Consider the following 16,565-nt stretch of genomic DNA (forward strand, 5'->3'; position numbering starts at 1 on the left):
GCGGCAACACGCCCGTCAGCGGCGGACGAGCGCACTCGTGCGCGTGCTCTCGGCGTGGCCGGGGGACTGCCGTCGCGTCGTCGTCGCGAGTACCCTGCGCTCGTCCTTGCGCGAGGCGACCGCACAATGCGTCGACGCCGATGGCGCACTGCAGCGGAGGTCGCCATGCGTTACGCGCTAGGCGTGGAGTACGACGGCAGCGAGTTCCAGGGCTGGCAGCAGCTCGGCGAGAGCGGCGGTCCCAGCGTGCAGGCCACGCTGCAGGCGGCGTTGTCGTCGGTGGCCGACGCGCCGGTGAGCGTGATCTGCGCCGGCCGCACCGATGCCGGCGTCCACGGCGAATGCCAGGTGGTGCATTTCGATTGCGATGCGCCGCGCCCGGCGCGCGGCTGGATGCTGGGCGCCACCGCGCGACTGCCGCCCTCGGTGTGCGTGCGCTGGTGCGTGCCGGTGGCCGACGACTTCCATGCGCGCTTCTCGGCCCGCGCGCGCCGCTACCGCTACCGCCTGCTCAACCGCCAGGTGCGCCCGGCGCTGTACCGGCAGACCCTGAGCTGGGAGCGGCGGCCGCTGCAGGCCGCGGCCATGCACGCTGCAGCGCAGGCGTTGCTGGGCGAGCAGGACTTCAGCGCCTTCCGCAGCGTGCAGTGCCAGGCGCTGCACGCGCGCCGCGAGCTGCAGTCGATCACGGTGAGCCGCAGCGGCGACCTGATCGAGATCCAGGTCCAGGCCAATGCATTCCTTCATCACATGGTGCGCAATATCGTTGGTTCCCTTGTCATGGTGGGAACGGGCGAAAAGCCGGTGTCCTGGATTGGCGAACTGCTCGCGGGACGCGACCGCCGCGTCGCCGGCCCGACGGCACCGCCGCAGGGCCTGGTGTTCGTCGGTCCCCTTTATCCCGCCCACTGGACGCTTCCGGACGAGGTCACGCTATGAATCGCACGTTGTATCGCACCCGCATCAAGTTCTGCGGCATGACCCGCGCCGGCGACATCCGCCTGGCAGGCGAGTTGGGCGTGGACTCGATCGGGTTCGTATTCGCCCATGGCAGCCCGCGGCGGGTGGCGCCGGCCGAGGCACGGGCGATGCGCCAGGCCGCCGCGCCCATGGTCGACGTGGTGGCGCTGTTCCGCGACAACCCCAAGGACGAGGTGCGCGAGGTGCTGCGCACCGTGCGTCCGACCCTGCTGCAGTTCCACGGCGACGAGGACGACGGCTTTTGCCGCAGCTTCAACCTGCCGTACCTGAAGGCGGTGCCGATGGGCGGCGGCGAGGTCAACGCGCGCACCCTGCAGTTGCAGTACCCCAACGCCGCCGGCTTCCTGTTCGATAGCCACGCCCCCGGCGAAAGCGGCGGCTCGGGCAAGACCTTCGACTGGTCGCGGCTGCCCACCGGCCTGCACCGGCCGTTCCTGCTCGCCGGCGGCATCAATGGCGACAACGTGTTCGACGCGATCATCGCCACGCTGCCGTGGGGCGTGGACGTGTCCAGCGGCATCGAGAGCCAGCCCGGCATCAAGGACGGCCACAAGATGCGCAAGTTCGTCGAGGAAGTGCGCCGCGCCGACTGCCACGAGTTGAATACGAACTGCTGAGCGCGGTCACACGTCGCGGCAGCAGGGCAGGCAGGCGGTCGCGGCGTCATCGGCGTCCCGTTGACCTCAGCGCTGCAGCTCCTGCGTCAGCCACTGGGCCAGCGCGTCGACCCGCGGGTCCTGCACCTCGCGGCGCGTGCACAGCGCCCACTGCCCGCCGGTGGCGACGAAGCCCCACGGCGCCAGCAGGCGGCCACTGGCCAGGTCGTCGGCGACCAGCGGCTGTGGCGCGATCGCCACGCCGATCCCGGCCAGCGCCGCCTCCAGCAGGTAGTACAGGTGTTCGAAACCGGTGCCGTAGCGCAACTGCGCCGGCGCCAGTCCCTGTGCCTCGGCCCAGGCCGGCCACGCCTGCGGGCGCGACACCGTATGCAGCAGCGGCAGGTCCTGCAGCGCCGCCGGCGCGGCCGTGGCCAGGGCTGGCGCCTGCGGCAGGGTGGGGCTGAGCACCGGGCCGATCCGCTCCGGCGCCAGCACGCGGACCTGCCAGTCCGCCGGCCACGGCGCCTGGCCCAGCAGCAGCGCCGCGTCCAGGCCGTCCAGGTCGACGGCGAAGTCGCCTTCGTGCGCGGACAGGTGCAGGGTCAGCGCCGGCAGGTCGCGCTGCAGCGCCTGCAGCCGCGGGATCATCCAGCGGGCGAGGATGCTGCCGGGGCAGCCCAGCACCAGCGCGGCCGGGCGCGCGGGACGGCGCAACTCCGCCACCGCCTCGTGCAACTGCGCGAAGGCGGTGCCGGCGGCCTCGCACAGGCGCGTGCCGGCGGCGGTCGGGCGGATGCCGCGGCCGTCGCGCTGCAGCAGCGGCAGCCCCAGTTCCTGTTCCAGCAGCCGCACCTGGCGGCTGACCGCGCCATGGGTGACATGCAGTTCCGCCGCCGCGGCGCCGACGCTGCGCAGCCGCGCGGCGGCCTCGAACGCGCGCACGGCGTTGAGCGAGGGCAGGCGGCGTGTGCTGGTCATGTGAGTTTTCCTGACGATTTGCGTCAGACTTTATCGGTTTTTGTGCGCCGACGTGTGCGCTAAAGTGCAGGCCTGTCCTGTTGCCCTCCGGTTTGCGCCATGTCCTCTGTTCCCGTCAGCGACTTCCATGCCTATCCCGACGCCGCCGGCCATTTCGGCCGCTACGGCGGCCGCTTCGTCGCCGAGACCCTGATCGGCCCGTTGCAGGAACTGGCCGCCGCCTACGACGCCGCGCGCCAGGATCCGGCCTTCATCGCCGCCTACGACAAGGACCTGACCCACTACGTCGGCCGGCCCAGCCCGATCTACCACGCCGAGCGGCTCAGCCGCGAAGTCGGCGGCGCGCAGATCCTGCTCAAGCGCGAGGACCTGAACCACACTGGCGCGCACAAGATCAACAACACCATCGGCCAGGCGCTGCTGGCCAGCCGCATGGGCAAGACCCGCATCATCGCCGAGACCGGCGCCGGCCAGCACGGCGTGGCCAGCGCCACCGTGGCCGCGCGGCTGGGCCTGGAGTGCGTGGTGTACATGGGCGCCACCGACATCGAGCGGCAGAAGATCAACGTCTACCGGATGAAGCTGCTCGGCGCCACGGTGGTGCCGGTGCACTCCGGCTCGGCCACGCTCAAGGACGCGCTCAACGAGGCCATGCGCGACTGGGTGACCAACGTGCAGGACACCTTCTACATCATCGGCACCGTCGCCGGCCCCGATCCGTATCCGCGCATGGTGCGCGACTTCAACGCCATCGTCGGCCGCGAGGCGCGCGAGCAGATGCTGCGCGACTACGGCCGCCTGCCGGATGCGATCAGCGCCTGCGTCGGCGGCGGCAGCAACGCCATCGGCCTGTTCCATGCCTTCCTCAACGACGCCTCGGTGAAGATCTACGGCGCCGAGGCCGCCGGCGACGGCATCGGCAGCGGCCGCCACGCCGCCTCGATCGCCGCCGGCCGTCCCGGCGTGCTGCACGGCAACCGCACCTATGTGATCTGCGACGACGACGGGCAGATCATCGAAACCCATTCGGTGTCCGCCGGCCTGGACTACCCGGGCGTGGGGCCGGAGCACGCGTTCCTGGCCGACAGCGGCCGCGCCGTCTACCAGGGCATCACCGACGACGAGGCGCTGGCCGCGTTCCACCTGCTGGCGCATACCGAGGGCATCCTCGCCGCGCTGGAGTCCAGCCACGCCGTGGCGCAGTCGATCAAGCTGGCGCGCGAACTGCCCAAGGACGCGCTGGTGCTGTGCAACCTGTCCGGCCGCGGCGACAAGGACGTGCACACCATCGCCGCGCGTGAAGGGCTGACGCTGTAACGCTTGACCTTTCTCCTTCGGGAGAAGGTGGCGCGGAGCGCCGGATGCGGGTGCGGGCGCAGCCCCGTCCCCAAACTCCGCACCGCTTCGCCTCTTAACTTTCACCCCACCCCTCTCCCGGCGGGAGAGGGGTGCATAGGTCCCCCATGAACCGCCTCGCCGATACCTTTGCCCGACTCGATTCCCAACGCCGCAAGGCCCTGATTCCCTTCCTCACCGCCGGCGATCCGTCGCTGGAGGCGACCGTGCCGGCGATGCATGCGCTGGTCGAGGCCGGCGCCGACGTGATCGAACTGGGCGTGCCGTTCTCCGACCCGATGGCCGACGGCCCGACCATCCAGCGCAGTTCCGAGCGCGCGCTGGCGCGCGGCGCCGGCCTGCGCTACGTGCTGGAGACGGTCAGTGCGTTCCGCCGCGACGACGCGACCACGCCGGTGGTGCTGATGGGCTACCTCAACCCGGTGGAGATCCACGGCACGGCGCGCTTTGCCGAAGAAGCGGTGGCGGCCGGCGTGGATGGCGTGCTGCTGGTCGACCTGCCGCCGGAGGAATCGGCCGAGACCCTGGCGATCTTCGCCGACGCGGGATTGGACCTGATCGTGCTGGCTTCGCCGACCACCAGCGATGCGCGCATCGCCCTGTTGTGCGATGCGGCGCGTGGCTACCTGTACTACGTCAGCTTCGCCGGCGTGACCGGTGCCGACCGGCTGGATACCCGCGCCGCTGGCGATCGCCTGCGCCAGTTGCGCGCGTGCTGCCCGGTGCCGGTGGTGGCCGGCTTCGGCATCAAGGATGCGGCCAGCGCCAAGGCCATGGCCACCGATGCCGACGGCGTGGTGGTGGGCAGCGCGCTGGTCGCGGCGCTGGCCGAGGCCGCCAGCCCGCAGGCCGCGCGCGAGGCGGCCCTGGCGTTCCTGGTGCCGCTGCGGCAGGCGCTGGACGCCGGCTGAGCGACGCCCGGTACATAACCGAACGCCCGCCATGCGCGGGCGTTCGCGTTTGCGGCGATGCCGCATTCGCGGCGCGCGGGTGCGTGCGGCCCACGCCTCGCCGGCCGGTGGCGCGTGCAGGCCGTTGGGATGGAACGTTGTTGGCTGCCCGGGAGGGCGGAGGCGGCGCCGCAGGTCTGGCAATGGGCGAGCCCCGACAGGTGCCCTGGCAGCAGCCGTGCCGGTGCCGGCCGGCCTGGCCGCTCCATGCGCCACCGTCTGCAGGCCAGCGGGGGACCGAGTTAGACTGTCGCCCCTCTGCGGCTCTCGCGGCCGCCCAATGGATCGTCACATCGCATGAGTTGGCTCAGCAAATTGATGCCTTCGGGCATTCGCACCGACAGCACGCCCAGCAAGAAGCGCAGCGTTCCCGAAGGCTTGTGGGAGAAGTGCCCCAATTGCAGCGCCGTGCTGTACCGGCCGGAGCTGGAGGAGAACCTGGAGGTGTGCCCGAAGTGCGGCCACCACATGGCGATCCGCGCGCGCGCGCGCCTGGCCGCGCTGTTCGACGCCGACACCGCGCCGACCGAGATCGGTGCGCGCCTGGGCCCGACCGACGCGCTGAAGTTCAAGGACCAGAAGAAGTACGGCGAGCGCATCAAGGCCTCGCAGAAGAGCACCGGCGAATACGACGCGCTGGTGGCGATGCACGGCCTGCTCAAGGGCCAGCCGCTGGTCGCGGCCTCGTTCGATTTCGCCTTCATGGGCGGCTCGATGGGCTCGGTGGTCGGTGAGCGTTTCGCCCTGGCCGCCGAGACCGCGCTGAAGATCGGCGCGCCGTTCGTGTGCTTCTCCGCCAGCGGCGGCGCGCGCATGCAGGAGGGCCTGTTCTCGCTGATGCAGATGGCCAAGACCTCGGCCGCGCTCGGCCGCCTGCGCGAGGCCGGCCTGCCGTACGTGTCGGTGCTGACCCATCCCACCACCGGCGGCGTCTCGGCCAGCTTCGCCATGCTCGGCGACATCAACATCGCCGAGCCATACGCGCTGATCGGCTTCGCCGGCCCGCGCGTGATCGAGCAGACCGTGCGCGAGACCTTGCCGGAAGGCTTCCAGCGCTCGGAGTTCCTGCTCGAGCACGGCGCCATCGACCAGATCTGCGACCGCCGCGAACTGCGCGACCGCCTGTCCGACCTACTGGCGATGATGATGCGCCAGCCGGCCCCGGCGAAGAGCGAGGCGGCATGAGGGCCGGGAATCGGGAATCGGGAATGGGGAATCGTGGTGTCGCGCGTGCGTTGCGTCGCGCGGCAAGCCCGCGTTTGTCGCGATTCCTTGACGTCTCCGGCTGTTCCCGATTCCCGATTCCCCAGTCCCGATTCCCCAGCGCATGAGCCAACGCAAATACTTCGGCACCGACGGCATCCGTGGCCGGGTCGGGCAGGGGGCGATTTCCGCCGATTTCGTGATGCGCCTGGGCAATGCGCTGGGCCGCGTGCTGGTCGCCGGCGGCACCGCGCGGCCCACCGTGGTGATCGGCAAGGACACGCGCATCTCCGGCTACATGTTCGAGTCGGCGCTGGAGGCCGGGCTGGTGGCGGCCGGCGCCAACGTGCAGTTGCTCGGGCCGATGCCGACCCCGGCGGTGGCGTTCCTCACGCGCACCCTCGGCGCCGACGCCGGCATCGTCATCAGCGCCTCGCACAACCCGCACTACGACAACGGCATCAAGTTCTTTTCCGCCCACGGCGAGAAGCTCGACGACGCCACCGAGCAGGCGATCGAGGCCGCGCTGGACGCGCCGTTCGCCACCGTCGAATCCGAGCGGCTGGGCAAGGCGATGCGCGCGCGCGAGGCGATCGGCCGCTACATCGAGTTCTGCAAGGCCAGCGTGCCGCGCGGCTTCGACCTGCGTGGACTCAAATTGGTGCTGGACTGCGCGCACGGCGCGACCTACCACATCGCACCGCTGCTGTTCCGCGAGCTGGGCGCGGAGGTGATCGCGATCGGCGCGGCGCCGGACGGGCTCAACATCAATGCCGGCGTCGGCTCGATGCACATCGACAACCTCGCCGCCAACGTGCGCGAGCACGGCGCGCACCTGGGCATCGCCTTCGACGGCGACGGCGACCGCGTGCTGATGGCCGACGACCAGGGCAACCCGGTCGACGGCGACGGCCTGCTGTACGTGCTGGCCTGCGGCTGGCAGGCCAGCGGCCGCCTGCATGGGCCGGTGGTCGGCACGCTGATGACCAACTATGGCCTGGAGCGGGCGCTGGCCGCGTTGCAGGTGCCGTTCCTGCGCGCCAAGGTCGGCGACCGCTACGTGCACCAGGCGCTGGTCGAACACGGCGGCGTGCTCGGCGGCGAGGCCTCCGGGCACATGCTGTGCCTGGACCGCGCCACCACCGGCGATGCCATCGTCAGCGCGCTGCAGGTGCTGGAAGTGCTCAAGCGTTCGCGGCAGACCCTGCGCCAGGCGCTGGCCGGCCTGCAGACGGTGCCGCAGCAGACGATCAACGTGCGCCTGCAGCCGGGCGTGCGCCCACTCGAGGCCGACGCCGTGAAGACCGCGCTGGCCGCGGCGCAGGCGGCGGTGCAGGGGCGCGGGCGCGCCTTCCTGCGCGCCTCCGGCACCGAACCGGTGGTGCGGGTCACGGTCGAGGCCGACGATGCCGCGCTGATGCGGCAGACCCTGGACGCGCTGGCCGAGGCGGTCCGTGACGCGGCGTGAGTCGATCGCCATTGCCCTCTTCGTGATCGTCGCCAAGGCGATCACGTTCTACCTGCTGTACCGCCTGCTGCGCTGAGCGCGGCGTTTGTTCCCTCTTACGAGATGACGGTTCCTGCCATGACTGCGCGCATTCCCACCCTCGACATCACCCGTTTCGACACCGACCGCGAGGCGTTCGTCGCCGAGCTGGGCGCGGCCTACCGCGAGTGGGGCTTCGCCGGCATCCGCAACCACGGCATCGCCCAGGCGCAGATCGACGCCGCCTACGACGTGTTCAAGGCGTTCTTCGCCCTGCCCGAGGAGACCAAGCGCACCTACCACCTGCCGGGCAGCGGCGGTGCGCGCGGCTATACCGCCTTCGGCGTGGAGACCGCCAAGGACTCCAAGCACTTCGACCTGAAGGAGTTCTGGCACATCGGCCGCGAGATCGCCGACGACTCCCCGTACCGCGCCGTGATGCCGCCGAACCTGTGGCCGAGCGAAGTGCCCGGCTTCCGCGCACATGGCTACGGCCTGTACCAGGCGCTGGACCAGCTCGGCGCGCGCGTGCTGTCGGCGCTGGCCCTGCACATCGGCCTGCCCGAGCACTACTTCGTCGACAAGACCGATTCGGGCAATTCGATCCTGCGCCCGATCCACTACCCGCCGATCACCGCCGACGACATCCCCAACGTGCGCGCCGGCGCCCACGAGGACATCAACCTGATCACCCTGCTGGTCGGCGCCAGCGCCGCCGGCCTGGAAGTGAAGTCCAAGCAGGGCGAGTGGGTGCCGTTCACCTCCGACGCCGACACCATCGTGGTCAACATCGGCGACATGCTGCAGCGCCTGACCAACCACGTGTATCCCTCGACCACCCACCGCGTGGTCAACCCGCCGGGCGAGCAGGCGCGCCAGCCGCGCTACTCGGTGCCGTTCTTCCTGCACCCGAACCCGGATTTCGTGATCGACGTGCTGCCGTCCTGCGTCAGCGCCGACAACCCCAGCCGCTATCCCGAGCCGATCACCGCGCAGGGCTATCTGGAAGAGCGCTTGCGCGAGATCAAGCTGAAGTAAGCCGCGCCCGCAACGCTGCGTGCCGCCGCCGGGACGTCCGGCGGCAGGGCCGGCCTCAAGCCGGGTCCGTTCACGGCCGATATCGCTTGCAGGTCGCCCTCGACGCGCCGTCCGGGAGGTCCGGGCGCTGCCAGCCGGGCCCGTAGCGAGGGTGCGATGACAAGGCGGACGGGATCGTTCTGGCGGCAGGGCCGCCGCCGCTGGCTTGCAGTGGTACTGGGCATGGCGGCGTTGCCGGCCGCGGCCACCCCGGTCACGGTGCTGGTGGCCGACGCCGCCGGTCCGCTGGCCGATGCCGTGGTCAGCCTGCAACCGACCGCGCCGGCGCGCCCGCCCGCGCCGGCCTCGGCGACGGCGACGATGGACCAGGTCAACTCGCAGTTCGTGCCTGCGGTGCTGGCGGTGCAGGCCGGCAGCTGGGTGCGCTTTCCCAACAGCGACCAGATCCGCCACCAGGTCTATTCCTTCTCGCCGGCCAAGCGCTTCGAACTGCCGCTGTACCAGGGCAGTACCGCCAAGCCGGTGCGCTTCGAGCAGGCGGGCCTGGTCACGGTGGGCTGCAACATCCACGACTGGATGGTCGGCTACGTGGTGGTGCTGGACACCCCGTACTTCGCGGTGACCGGCGCCGACGCGCAGGTGCGGCTGGAGGTGCCGCCCGGCGCCTACGAACTGCGGGTGTGGCATCCGCGCCTGAGCGGCGCCGGCTACGCGCAGCCCCTGCAGGTGGCGCGCGCGCCGCTGCGCCAGGCGGTGCAGTTGGCCACGCACGGACCGGCGCCGGTCGTCCCGGAAGATCCGCGCATCCGCGCGCTGCAGGACAAGTTCCGCGGCAGCCAGACGGCGCCGACCCGATGAAGCCGTGGCGGTTGCACACCCGCATCGCCGCGCTGCTGGTGCTGGTGGTGCTGGCGGCCCAGGCGCTGACGTTCCTGGCGGTGCACGTGGCGACCCAGCGCAGCGTCGCCGCGCAACTGGACGACGAATTGCGCACGGGCGAGCGCGTGTGGCAGCGCATCGACCAGCGCCGCGACGAGCAGTTGCTGCAGGCCGCCTCGGTGCTCGCCGACGACTTCGGCTTCCGCGCCGCGGTGACCAGCGGCGACGTGCCGACCATGCAATCGGCGCTGCGCAACCACGCCGCGCGGGTGCGCGCGCCCAGCGCTCTGCTGCTGTCGGCCGACGGCCAGTTCCTGGCCGGGCTGTCGGCGCTGCCGCAGGCGCAGCAACTGCGTGCGGTGCAGCCGCTGCTGCGGCAGGCGCAGCGCAACGGCAGCGCGGTCGGCATCGTGCTGCTGGACCGGCGCCTCATGCGTCTGGCGCTGGTGCAGGTGCTGGCGCCGCAACGGGTCGGCTGGGTCGCGATCGGCGGGGAATCCGGCGACGAGCTCGGCCAGGACTTCGTCGGGACCACCGGGCTGGACGCGACCTTCTTCACCACCCAGGGCGCGCCGCAGGTGCTGGCCTCGACCCTGGATCCGCTGCGCGCCGCGCAGTTCCAGCAGCAACTGCGGCGCACGCCGCTGGCGCCGGCGGCCGCGCAGCCGCTGCAGCTGGGGCAGGCACGCTACCTGTTGCGGGTGCGGCCGGCGTCCGACGACGGCCGGGTCATGGTCGCGCTGCAGGCCTCGCTGGACCGCGCCGATGCGCCGTACCGCCTGCTGAAGCTGCGCATCCTGATCCTGGCCGGCGTGGCCACGCTGGCCGCGCTGGTGGCGGCGATCTTCCTGGCGCGCGGGGTCAGCCGCCCGGTCGCGCAACTGGTCGCAGCGACGCGGCGCATCCAGCACGGCGACTATCAGGCGCTGCTGCCGCTGCACGCCGGCGCCGAACTGACCGAACTGGCCAGCAGCTTCGGCGCCATGCAGCGCCGCATCGCCCGCCGCGAGCAGGACATCCTGCACCAGGCGCGGCACGATGCGCTGACCGGGCTGCCCAACCGCACGGCGCTGCTGCAGCACCTGCAGGCCGTGGTCGAGGCCTGCCAGGCCGATGCCAGCACCGCCGCAGTGCTGGTGCTGGACCTGGAGCGCTTCAAGGAACTCAACGACAGCTTCGGCCACGATTTCGCCGATCAGGTGCTGGTCCATACCGGGCGTCGGCTGGAACAGGCGGTGCGCGCGCCGGACCGGGTCGGCCGGCTTGGCAGCGACGAATTCATGGTAGTGCTGGCGCACACCGATGCCGCCGCGGTGGAGGCCTATGCCGCCGAACTGCTGGCGCAATTGCGGCACCCGTTGAGCCTGCCGCAGGCGCGGATCCTGGCCGACGCCAGCATCGGCATCGCGCTGATTCCCGCGCATGGCGCCGATGCCGACACCCTGCTGCGCCGCGCCGACATCGCTCGCCAGCAGGCGCGACAACACGGCGGCGGCGCATCGGTGTACCGCGACGGCCAGGACGAGCAGCACCTGCGCCGCCTGCGCCTGACCGGCGACCTGCGCCAGGCGATCGCGCGCGGCGAGATGTCGCTGCGTTTCCAGCCGAAGATCTGCCTGGCGCGCGGCGTGGTCGAACACGTGGAGGTGTTGCTGCGTTGGCAGCATCCGCTGCTCGGCCCGATCGGGCCGGACGAGTTCATTGCGCTGGCCGAGCACTCCGGCGCGATCCAGCAACTCACCCAGTTCGTGCTCGACGAGGCGATGCGCCTGCAGGCGCAGTGGCGCGGCCAGGGCCTGGATCTGGGCCTGGCGGTGAACCTGTCGGCGCTGGACCTCAACGATCCTGGCCTGCCGGCCTTCGTCAGCGGCTGCCTGGCGCGGCACGGCCTGGCCGCGCCGCGGCTGACCCTGGAACTGACCGAAAGCGCGCTGATGCGCGACGTCGAGCACGCCCTGCACATGCTGCAGCAGCTGCGCCGCTGCGGCGTGCGCCTGTCCATCGACGACTTCGGTACCGGCTATTCGTCGCTGGCGCAGCTCAAGCGCATGCCGGTGCACGAACTGAAGATCGACAAGAGCTTCGTGTTGCAATTGGCCGCGGGCAGCGACGACGCGGTGATCGTGCGCAGTACCATCGACCTGGGCCACCACATGGGCTTGCAGGTGGTGGCCGAGGGCGTCGAGCACGCCGCCGCGGAGGCCTTGCTGCGCAGCTACGGCTGCGACATGGCGCAGGGCTATCTGTACGCGCCGCCGCTGGATGCGCCGGCGCTGCTGGCCTGGTGTGCGCGGCGCGCGGAGGACGGTGCGACCACGCCGGCCCCGATCGAGGAGACGTCCCGATGACCCGACCCCGATCTCCACGATGCGCGCTGCTGGCGGTCGCGGCCTTGCTGCCGGGGCTGGCGTGGGCCGGGCAGGGGCGGCTGCTGGCCACCGGCGGCGCCTCCAGCGTGGAAGGCAGCGGCGGTGGCGGCATCGTGCCGTGGGCGACCTTGTCCGGCTACGGCACGCGCGATCAGGACGGCGCGGTGCTGTTCGCCACGCACGTGGACAGCGGCGATTACCGGCTGGACGTGCAGGGGGCGGCGCTGACCCTGGGCAACCGCCTGGAGCTGTCGCTGGCGCGGCAGCGCCTGGACCTGGGCACGTTGCAGCGGCGCCTGGCGCTGCCGTGGCATGCGCTCGGCCAGGACGTGATTGGCGCCAAGCTGCGGCTGGGCGGCGACCTGGTCTACGGCGCCGCGCCGCAGGTGGCGCTGGGGGTGCAGTACAAGCGGCTGCGCGACGGCAGCTTGCCGTTGGCGGTCGGCGCGCGCGCCGACCATGGCACCGACGTCTATCTCAGCGCCGCCAAGCTGTGGCTGGACGCGGCCGGCGGCTACCAGTTGCTGGTCAACGGCACCCTGCGCGCCACCCGCGCCAACCAGGCCGGACTGCTCGGGTTCGGCGGCGATCGCGGCAATGCCTACCGGCTGGTGGTCGAGGCCAGCGTCGCGGTGGTACTCGACCCGTCGTGGGTGCTGGGCCTGGAATACCGGCAGAAGCCGGACAACCTCGGGTTCGCCCGCGAGGATGCCTGGGCGGATGCGTTCGTGGCATGGTTCCCGAACAAGCGCGTGTCCGTGGTCGGCGCCTGGGCCGACCTCGGGGACGTCGCCACCCTGCGCGACCAGCGTGGGCCCTATCTCTCCCTGCAGGTGGCGTTCTGACATGGCCAGGCCGATGCGCGTCCTGATCCTGATCCTGCTGGCGACGGCCGCGCTGCTGGCCGGCTGCGCCAGCGCCCCGCGGCCGCCGCGCACGCTGTACGCCGACCTGGGTGGCCAGCCCGGCATCGAGGCGCTGGTGGAGACGCTGCTGTCGCGCATCGCCGATGACCCGCGCATCGTCCAGCACTTCGCCCGGGTCAACATCGTGATGCTGGACCAGCGCCTGGTGCAGAAGTTCTGCCACCTCAGCGACGGGCCGTGCGCCGATACCGCCAAGCCGATGAAGCAGGCGCACCAGCATCTGCCGATCCACGAGGCGGACTTCAACGCGCTGGTCGAGGACCTGGTGTGGGCGATGGACCAGCGCGGCATCCCGCGCCGCGTGCAGAACCGGTTGCTGGCCAGGCTGGCGCCGCTGCACGGCGATATCGTCAACCAGCCCTAGGGCGTGTCACCCATTCCCGAGTAGGCCGCGTCGGGTCTGGCGGGCGCGCTGCCGGCGTTGCGCGGCGCGATACCGGACCGCGCTCGCCGGGCCGGCAGGTCGCGGGCTATTCCACCGACCTGATCCGATGCGAGCCACGCCCCATCAGGCGCAGCAGCAGGGCATTGGGCAACAGCGCGGTCAGGCCGAGCAGGGCGCGGTACACCGCACCCGGCACCACCCGCACCTTGCCGCGTTCGGCGCCGTCGATGCCGGCGCGGGCCACGGCCGCGGTCTGCAGCCAGATCCAGCGCGGCAGGGCGTTCATCTGGTCGCGGGTGCCGGTGACGTCGTGGAACTCGGACCAGGTGAAGCCGGGGCACAGCGCGCACACGCCGACCCCGCGGTCGGCGTTCTCCAGGGCCAGCGACTCGCTGAAGCGCAGCATGAAGCTCTTCGCCGCCGCGTACAGGGTGTGGCCGTCGGCACCGGGCACCAGGGCGGCGAACGAGGCCACGTTGAGGATGCGGCCGTGGCCGCTGGCGCGCAGCGACGGCAGCAGCCGCCAGGTCAGTTCGCACACCGCGCCGACCATCACCTGCAGGAACGCCGCGTGCACCGCCCAGTCCTGGGCGATGTAGCGGCCGGGCACGCCGTAGCCGGCGTTGTTGACCAGGATCCGCACCGCCAGCCCGCGCCGTTCCAGCTCCGCCACCAGCGCCGCCGGCGCCGCCGGGTCGGCCAGGTCGGCGACCAGCACCTCCACTGGCACCTGCGGCCGCAGCTCGGCGGCCAGCGCCTGCAGTTGTGCCTCGCGGCGCGCCGTCAGGATCAGCGGGACGCCGCGGCGGGCGTATTCGCGGGCGATCTCGCGGCCGATGCCGCTGGAGGCGCCGGTGATCAGGGCGTAGCCGGGAAGCTGGGTCATGGCGGTCTCTGCGCGTGGAGCGGGCGGCGGGGAAGGGCGGGGCGGCGGGCGGGGCGCGGCGATACCTGCCCTTGGCGGCGCATCGGCTATCCTCTCGGCACTTTTTCGCCGGAGATGCGCCGATGCGACGCAAGATCGTAGCCGGAAACTGGAAATTGCATGGCACCCGCCACTTCGCCGCCGAGCTGGTGCGGGAGATCGTCGCCGGGTTGCACGAGGCCGGTCACGACGTGGAGGTGGTGATCCTGCCGCCGCTGCCGTACCTGGGCGACCTGATCGAAAATTTCGAGGACCGGATGCTGCGCTTCGGCGCGCAGGACGTCAGCAGCAACGAGAAGGGCGCCTATACCGGCGAGGTGTCGGCGGCGATGCTGGTCGACGTGGGCGCCGACTACGGCCTGGTCGGGCATTCGGAGCGCCGCCAGTACCACCAGGAGAGCAGTGAGCTGGTCGCGCGCAAGTTCGCCGCCGCCATGCATGCCGGGCTGGTCCCGATCCTGTGCGTGGGCGAGACCCTGGAACAGCGCGAAGCCGGGCGCACCGAGGCGGTCATCGCCGCGCAGTTGGCGCCGGTGCTGGACCTGGTCGGCGCCGAGGGCTTCGCCCGGGCGGTGGTGGCCTACGAGCCGGTCTGGGCGATCGGCACCGGCCGCACCGCCAGCCCGGCGCAGGCGCAGGCCGTGCATGCGTTCATCCGTGGCGAAGTGGCGGCGCGCGATGCTAGAATCGCGGATTCGTTGCCGATCCTGTATGGCGGCAGCGTCAAGCCCGACAACGCCGCCGAGCTGTTCGCGCAGCCGGATGTCGATGGCGGGCTGGTGGGCGGCGCCTCGCTGGTCGCCGCGGAATTCCTGGCCATCGTGCGAGCGGCGGCCGCCTGTTGAGCGAACGGCCGCCGATGGCGGCCGTTGGTCCCCCAAATCGTACTGTCCGGACGGATTTCGAAATGCTGATGGTCATCCTCAATGTGGTCTACGTGCTGGTGGCGATCGCGATGATCGCGCTGATCCTGATGCAGCGCGGCGCCGGTGCGGCGGCGGGTTCCGGGTTCGGCGCCGGCGCGTCCGGCACCGTGTTCGGATCGCGTGGCGCGTCCAACTTCCTGTCCAAGTCGACCAAGTGGCTGGCCGTGGTGTTCTTCGCCATCAGCCTGTTCATGGCTTGGTACGCCGGCCACAGCGCGCGTCCGGCCGACGCCAATCTGGGCGTGATGTCGCAGTCCGCCACCCCGGCGCCGGCCGCGCCGGCCGGCGAGCTGCAGGTGCCGCAGGCGCCGTCGGCGGCCCAGCAGGCGCCCGCCGCCGCCCCGGCCGCCCAGCAGGCGCCGGAAAAAGCACAAGAAAAGTCGCCTGCCCCGTCGCAGAAAGACTGAAGACGGTTACAATATGCTGCGCGGCGGGATTGCCGCGCAGGTTTTACGCAAGCCCAGGTGGCGGAATTGGTAGACGCACTACCTTGAGGTGGTAGCGACTTAGGTCGTAGGGGTTCGAGTCCCCTCTTGGGCACCATTGTTTGGCTACGGTTTCTGCGCAGGGGCGTCACGCCCTTGTCCGGAGAATCGTCTATCCCATGCCTGCGCGGCACGCGCGCGGGCACAGGCAAGAGAGAATCGCGAGTGCTGGCCGAATATTTGCCGACCCTGCTGTTTCTGATCGTGGCCACCGGTATCGGCGTCGCGCTGATGCTGGTGGGGCGGTTCCTCGGTCCCCGGCGTCCTGACCTGAAGAAGCTCTCGCCTTACGAGTGCGGCTTCGAGGCCTTCGAGGACGCGCGCATGAAGTTCGACGTGCGCTACTACCTGATCGCCATCCAGTTCATCGTCTTCGATCTGGAAATCATCTTCATCGTGCCGTGGACGCAGGTGTTCATGGACCTGGGCGCTCGCTCCCTGGTCACCATGGGCCTGTTCGTCGGCATGTTGTTCCTCGGTTTTGTCTACGTGTGGAAGAAGGGAGCGCTGGAATGGGAGTGATTCAGACCCTGGATCGCCTGATGACCAACCCGATCCCGGAAGGGCGGGTGGACGACATCCTGCGTCCCGAAGGCGAGAACCCGCTGCTGGAGAAGGGCTACGTCACCACCAGCGTCGATGCGCTGCTGAACTGGGCGCGCACCGGCTCGATGTGGCCGATGACCTTCGGCCTGGCCTGCTGTGCGGTCGAGATGATGCACGCCGGCGCCGCGCGCCTGGACCTGGACCGCTACGGCGTGGTGTTCCGCCCGTCGCCGCGCCAGTCCGACGTGATGATCGTCGCCGGCACCCTGGTCAACAAGATGGCTCCGGCGCTGCGCAAGGTCTACGACCAGATGCCGGACCCGAAGTGGGTCATCTCGATGGGCAGCTGCGCCAATGGCGGCGGCTACTACCATTACTCGTATTCGGTGGTGCGCGGTTGCGACCGCATCGTGCCGGTGGACGTCTACGTCCCCGGCTGCCCGCCGACCGCCGAGGCCCTGGTCTACGGCATCCTGCAGTTGCAGAAGAAGATCTGGCGAACCCAGACCATCGCGCGCTGATTCCTCTTTCCT

17 protein-coding genes and 1 tRNA gene are annotated in these 16,565 nt (G+C 71.0%); 16 read left to right on the forward strand and 2 right to left on the reverse strand.

The features are described from left to right. Nucleotides 1-165 precede the first annotated feature (165 nt). A complete protein-coding gene (truA, locus tag Q7W82_RS09855; RefSeq protein WP_242156694.1) occupies nucleotides 166-939 on the forward strand; it encodes a tRNA pseudouridine(38-40) synthase TruA in 774 nt (257 codons plus the stop codon). Then, a complete protein-coding gene (locus tag Q7W82_RS09860) occupies nucleotides 936-1,598 on the forward strand; it encodes a phosphoribosylanthranilate isomerase (protein ID WP_242156695.1) in 663 nt (220 codons plus the stop codon). The genes truA and Q7W82_RS09860 overlap by 4 nt, the downstream gene beginning before the upstream one ends. 66 nt (nucleotides 1,599-1,664) lie before the next feature. On the opposite strand, the gene Q7W82_RS09865 is transcribed toward Q7W82_RS09860, so the two are convergent. Next, nucleotides 1,665-2,558, reverse strand: a complete 894-nt coding sequence (locus tag Q7W82_RS09865; protein ID WP_242156696.1) for a LysR family transcriptional regulator — start codon at nucleotides 2,556-2,558, stop codon at nucleotides 1,665-1,667. A 99-nt stretch (nucleotides 2,559-2,657) separates the two neighbouring features. On the opposite strand from Q7W82_RS09865, the gene trpB reads away from it, so the two are divergent. The 9 genes from trpB (at nucleotide 2,658) to Q7W82_RS09910 (ending at nucleotide 13,129) form a co-directional block, all read left to right on the forward strand. After that, entirely contained in the window at nucleotides 2,658-3,875 is a 1,218-nt protein-coding gene (trpB, locus tag Q7W82_RS09870) for a tryptophan synthase subunit beta (protein ID WP_242156697.1), read from the forward strand. Nucleotides 3,876-4,021: 146 nt separating this feature from the next. Further along, complete coding sequence (gene trpA, locus Q7W82_RS09875; RefSeq protein ID WP_242156698.1) at nucleotides 4,022-4,825, forward strand: tryptophan synthase subunit alpha; 804 nt, start codon at nucleotides 4,022-4,024, stop codon at nucleotides 4,823-4,825. 336 nt (nucleotides 4,826-5,161) lie between these two features. Then, complete coding sequence (gene accD, locus Q7W82_RS09880) at nucleotides 5,162-6,049, forward strand: acetyl-CoA carboxylase, carboxyltransferase subunit beta (RefSeq protein WP_242156699.1); 888 nt, start codon at nucleotides 5,162-5,164, stop codon at nucleotides 6,047-6,049. 142 nt (nucleotides 6,050-6,191) lie between these two features. After that, entirely contained in the window at nucleotides 6,192-7,535 is a 1,344-nt protein-coding gene (glmM, locus tag Q7W82_RS09885; protein WP_242156700.1) for a phosphoglucosamine mutase, read from the forward strand. A 117-nt stretch (nucleotides 7,536-7,652) separates the two neighbouring features. After that, on the forward strand, nucleotides 7,653-8,591 hold the full coding sequence (locus Q7W82_RS09890) for a 2-oxoglutarate and iron-dependent oxygenase domain-containing protein (RefSeq protein ID WP_242156702.1): 939 nt from the start codon (nucleotides 7,653-7,655) through the stop codon (nucleotides 8,589-8,591). A 222-nt stretch (nucleotides 8,592-8,813) separates the two neighbouring features. Then, nucleotides 8,814-9,449: a methylamine utilization protein gene (locus Q7W82_RS09895; RefSeq protein ID WP_242156704.1), complete on the forward strand. Its 636-nt coding sequence runs from the start codon at nucleotides 8,814-8,816 to the stop codon at nucleotides 9,447-9,449. Beyond that, nucleotides 9,446-11,818: an EAL domain-containing protein gene (locus Q7W82_RS09900; protein WP_242156707.1), complete on the forward strand. Its 2,373-nt coding sequence runs from the start codon at nucleotides 9,446-9,448 to the stop codon at nucleotides 11,816-11,818. The genes Q7W82_RS09895 and Q7W82_RS09900 overlap by 4 nt, the downstream gene beginning before the upstream one ends. Continuing rightward, on the forward strand, nucleotides 11,815-12,684 hold the full coding sequence (locus Q7W82_RS09905) for a DUF3034 family protein (RefSeq protein WP_242156709.1): 870 nt from the start codon (nucleotides 11,815-11,817) through the stop codon (nucleotides 12,682-12,684). The genes Q7W82_RS09900 and Q7W82_RS09905 overlap by 4 nt, the downstream gene beginning before the upstream one ends. Nucleotide 12,685: 1 nt before the next feature. Then, nucleotides 12,686-13,129, forward strand: a complete 444-nt coding sequence (locus tag Q7W82_RS09910; RefSeq protein WP_242156710.1) for a group 1 truncated hemoglobin — start codon at nucleotides 12,686-12,688, stop codon at nucleotides 13,127-13,129. 106 nt (nucleotides 13,130-13,235) lie between these two features. On the opposite strand, the gene Q7W82_RS09915 is transcribed toward Q7W82_RS09910, so the two are convergent. Continuing rightward, nucleotides 13,236-14,036, reverse strand: coding sequence for an SDR family NAD(P)-dependent oxidoreductase (locus Q7W82_RS09915; RefSeq protein WP_242156711.1), 801 nt, complete (start codon nucleotides 14,034-14,036; stop codon nucleotides 13,236-13,238). Between the two features lie 122 nt (nucleotides 14,037-14,158). On the opposite strand from Q7W82_RS09915, the gene tpiA reads away from it, so the two are divergent. From tpiA to Q7W82_RS09940, 5 genes are all read left to right on the forward strand, one after another. After that, on the forward strand, nucleotides 14,159-14,920 hold the full coding sequence (gene tpiA / locus Q7W82_RS09920; protein WP_160947101.1) for a triose-phosphate isomerase: 762 nt from the start codon (nucleotides 14,159-14,161) through the stop codon (nucleotides 14,918-14,920). A gap of 62 nt (nucleotides 14,921-14,982) precedes the next feature. Next, nucleotides 14,983-15,408, forward strand: coding sequence for a preprotein translocase subunit SecG (gene secG / locus Q7W82_RS09925; RefSeq protein ID WP_242156712.1), 426 nt, complete (start codon nucleotides 14,983-14,985; stop codon nucleotides 15,406-15,408). 51 nt (nucleotides 15,409-15,459) lie between these two features. Further along, nucleotides 15,460-15,544: transfer RNA gene (locus Q7W82_RS09930), tRNA-Leu, on the forward strand. A 107-nt stretch (nucleotides 15,545-15,651) separates the two neighbouring features. Then, entirely contained in the window at nucleotides 15,652-16,008 is a 357-nt protein-coding gene (locus tag Q7W82_RS09935; RefSeq protein ID WP_010343005.1) for an NADH-quinone oxidoreductase subunit A, read from the forward strand. Then, a complete protein-coding gene (locus Q7W82_RS09940; protein WP_010343006.1) occupies nucleotides 15,999-16,553 on the forward strand; it encodes an NADH-quinone oxidoreductase subunit B in 555 nt (184 codons plus the stop codon). Before Q7W82_RS09935 ends, Q7W82_RS09940 begins: the two co-directional genes overlap by 10 nt. Nucleotides 16,554-16,565 lie beyond the last annotated feature (12 nt).

This window comes from Xanthomonas indica (genome assembly GCF_040529045.1).
Lineage (GTDB): Bacteria > Pseudomonadota > Gammaproteobacteria > Xanthomonadales > Xanthomonadaceae > Xanthomonas_A > Xanthomonas_A indica.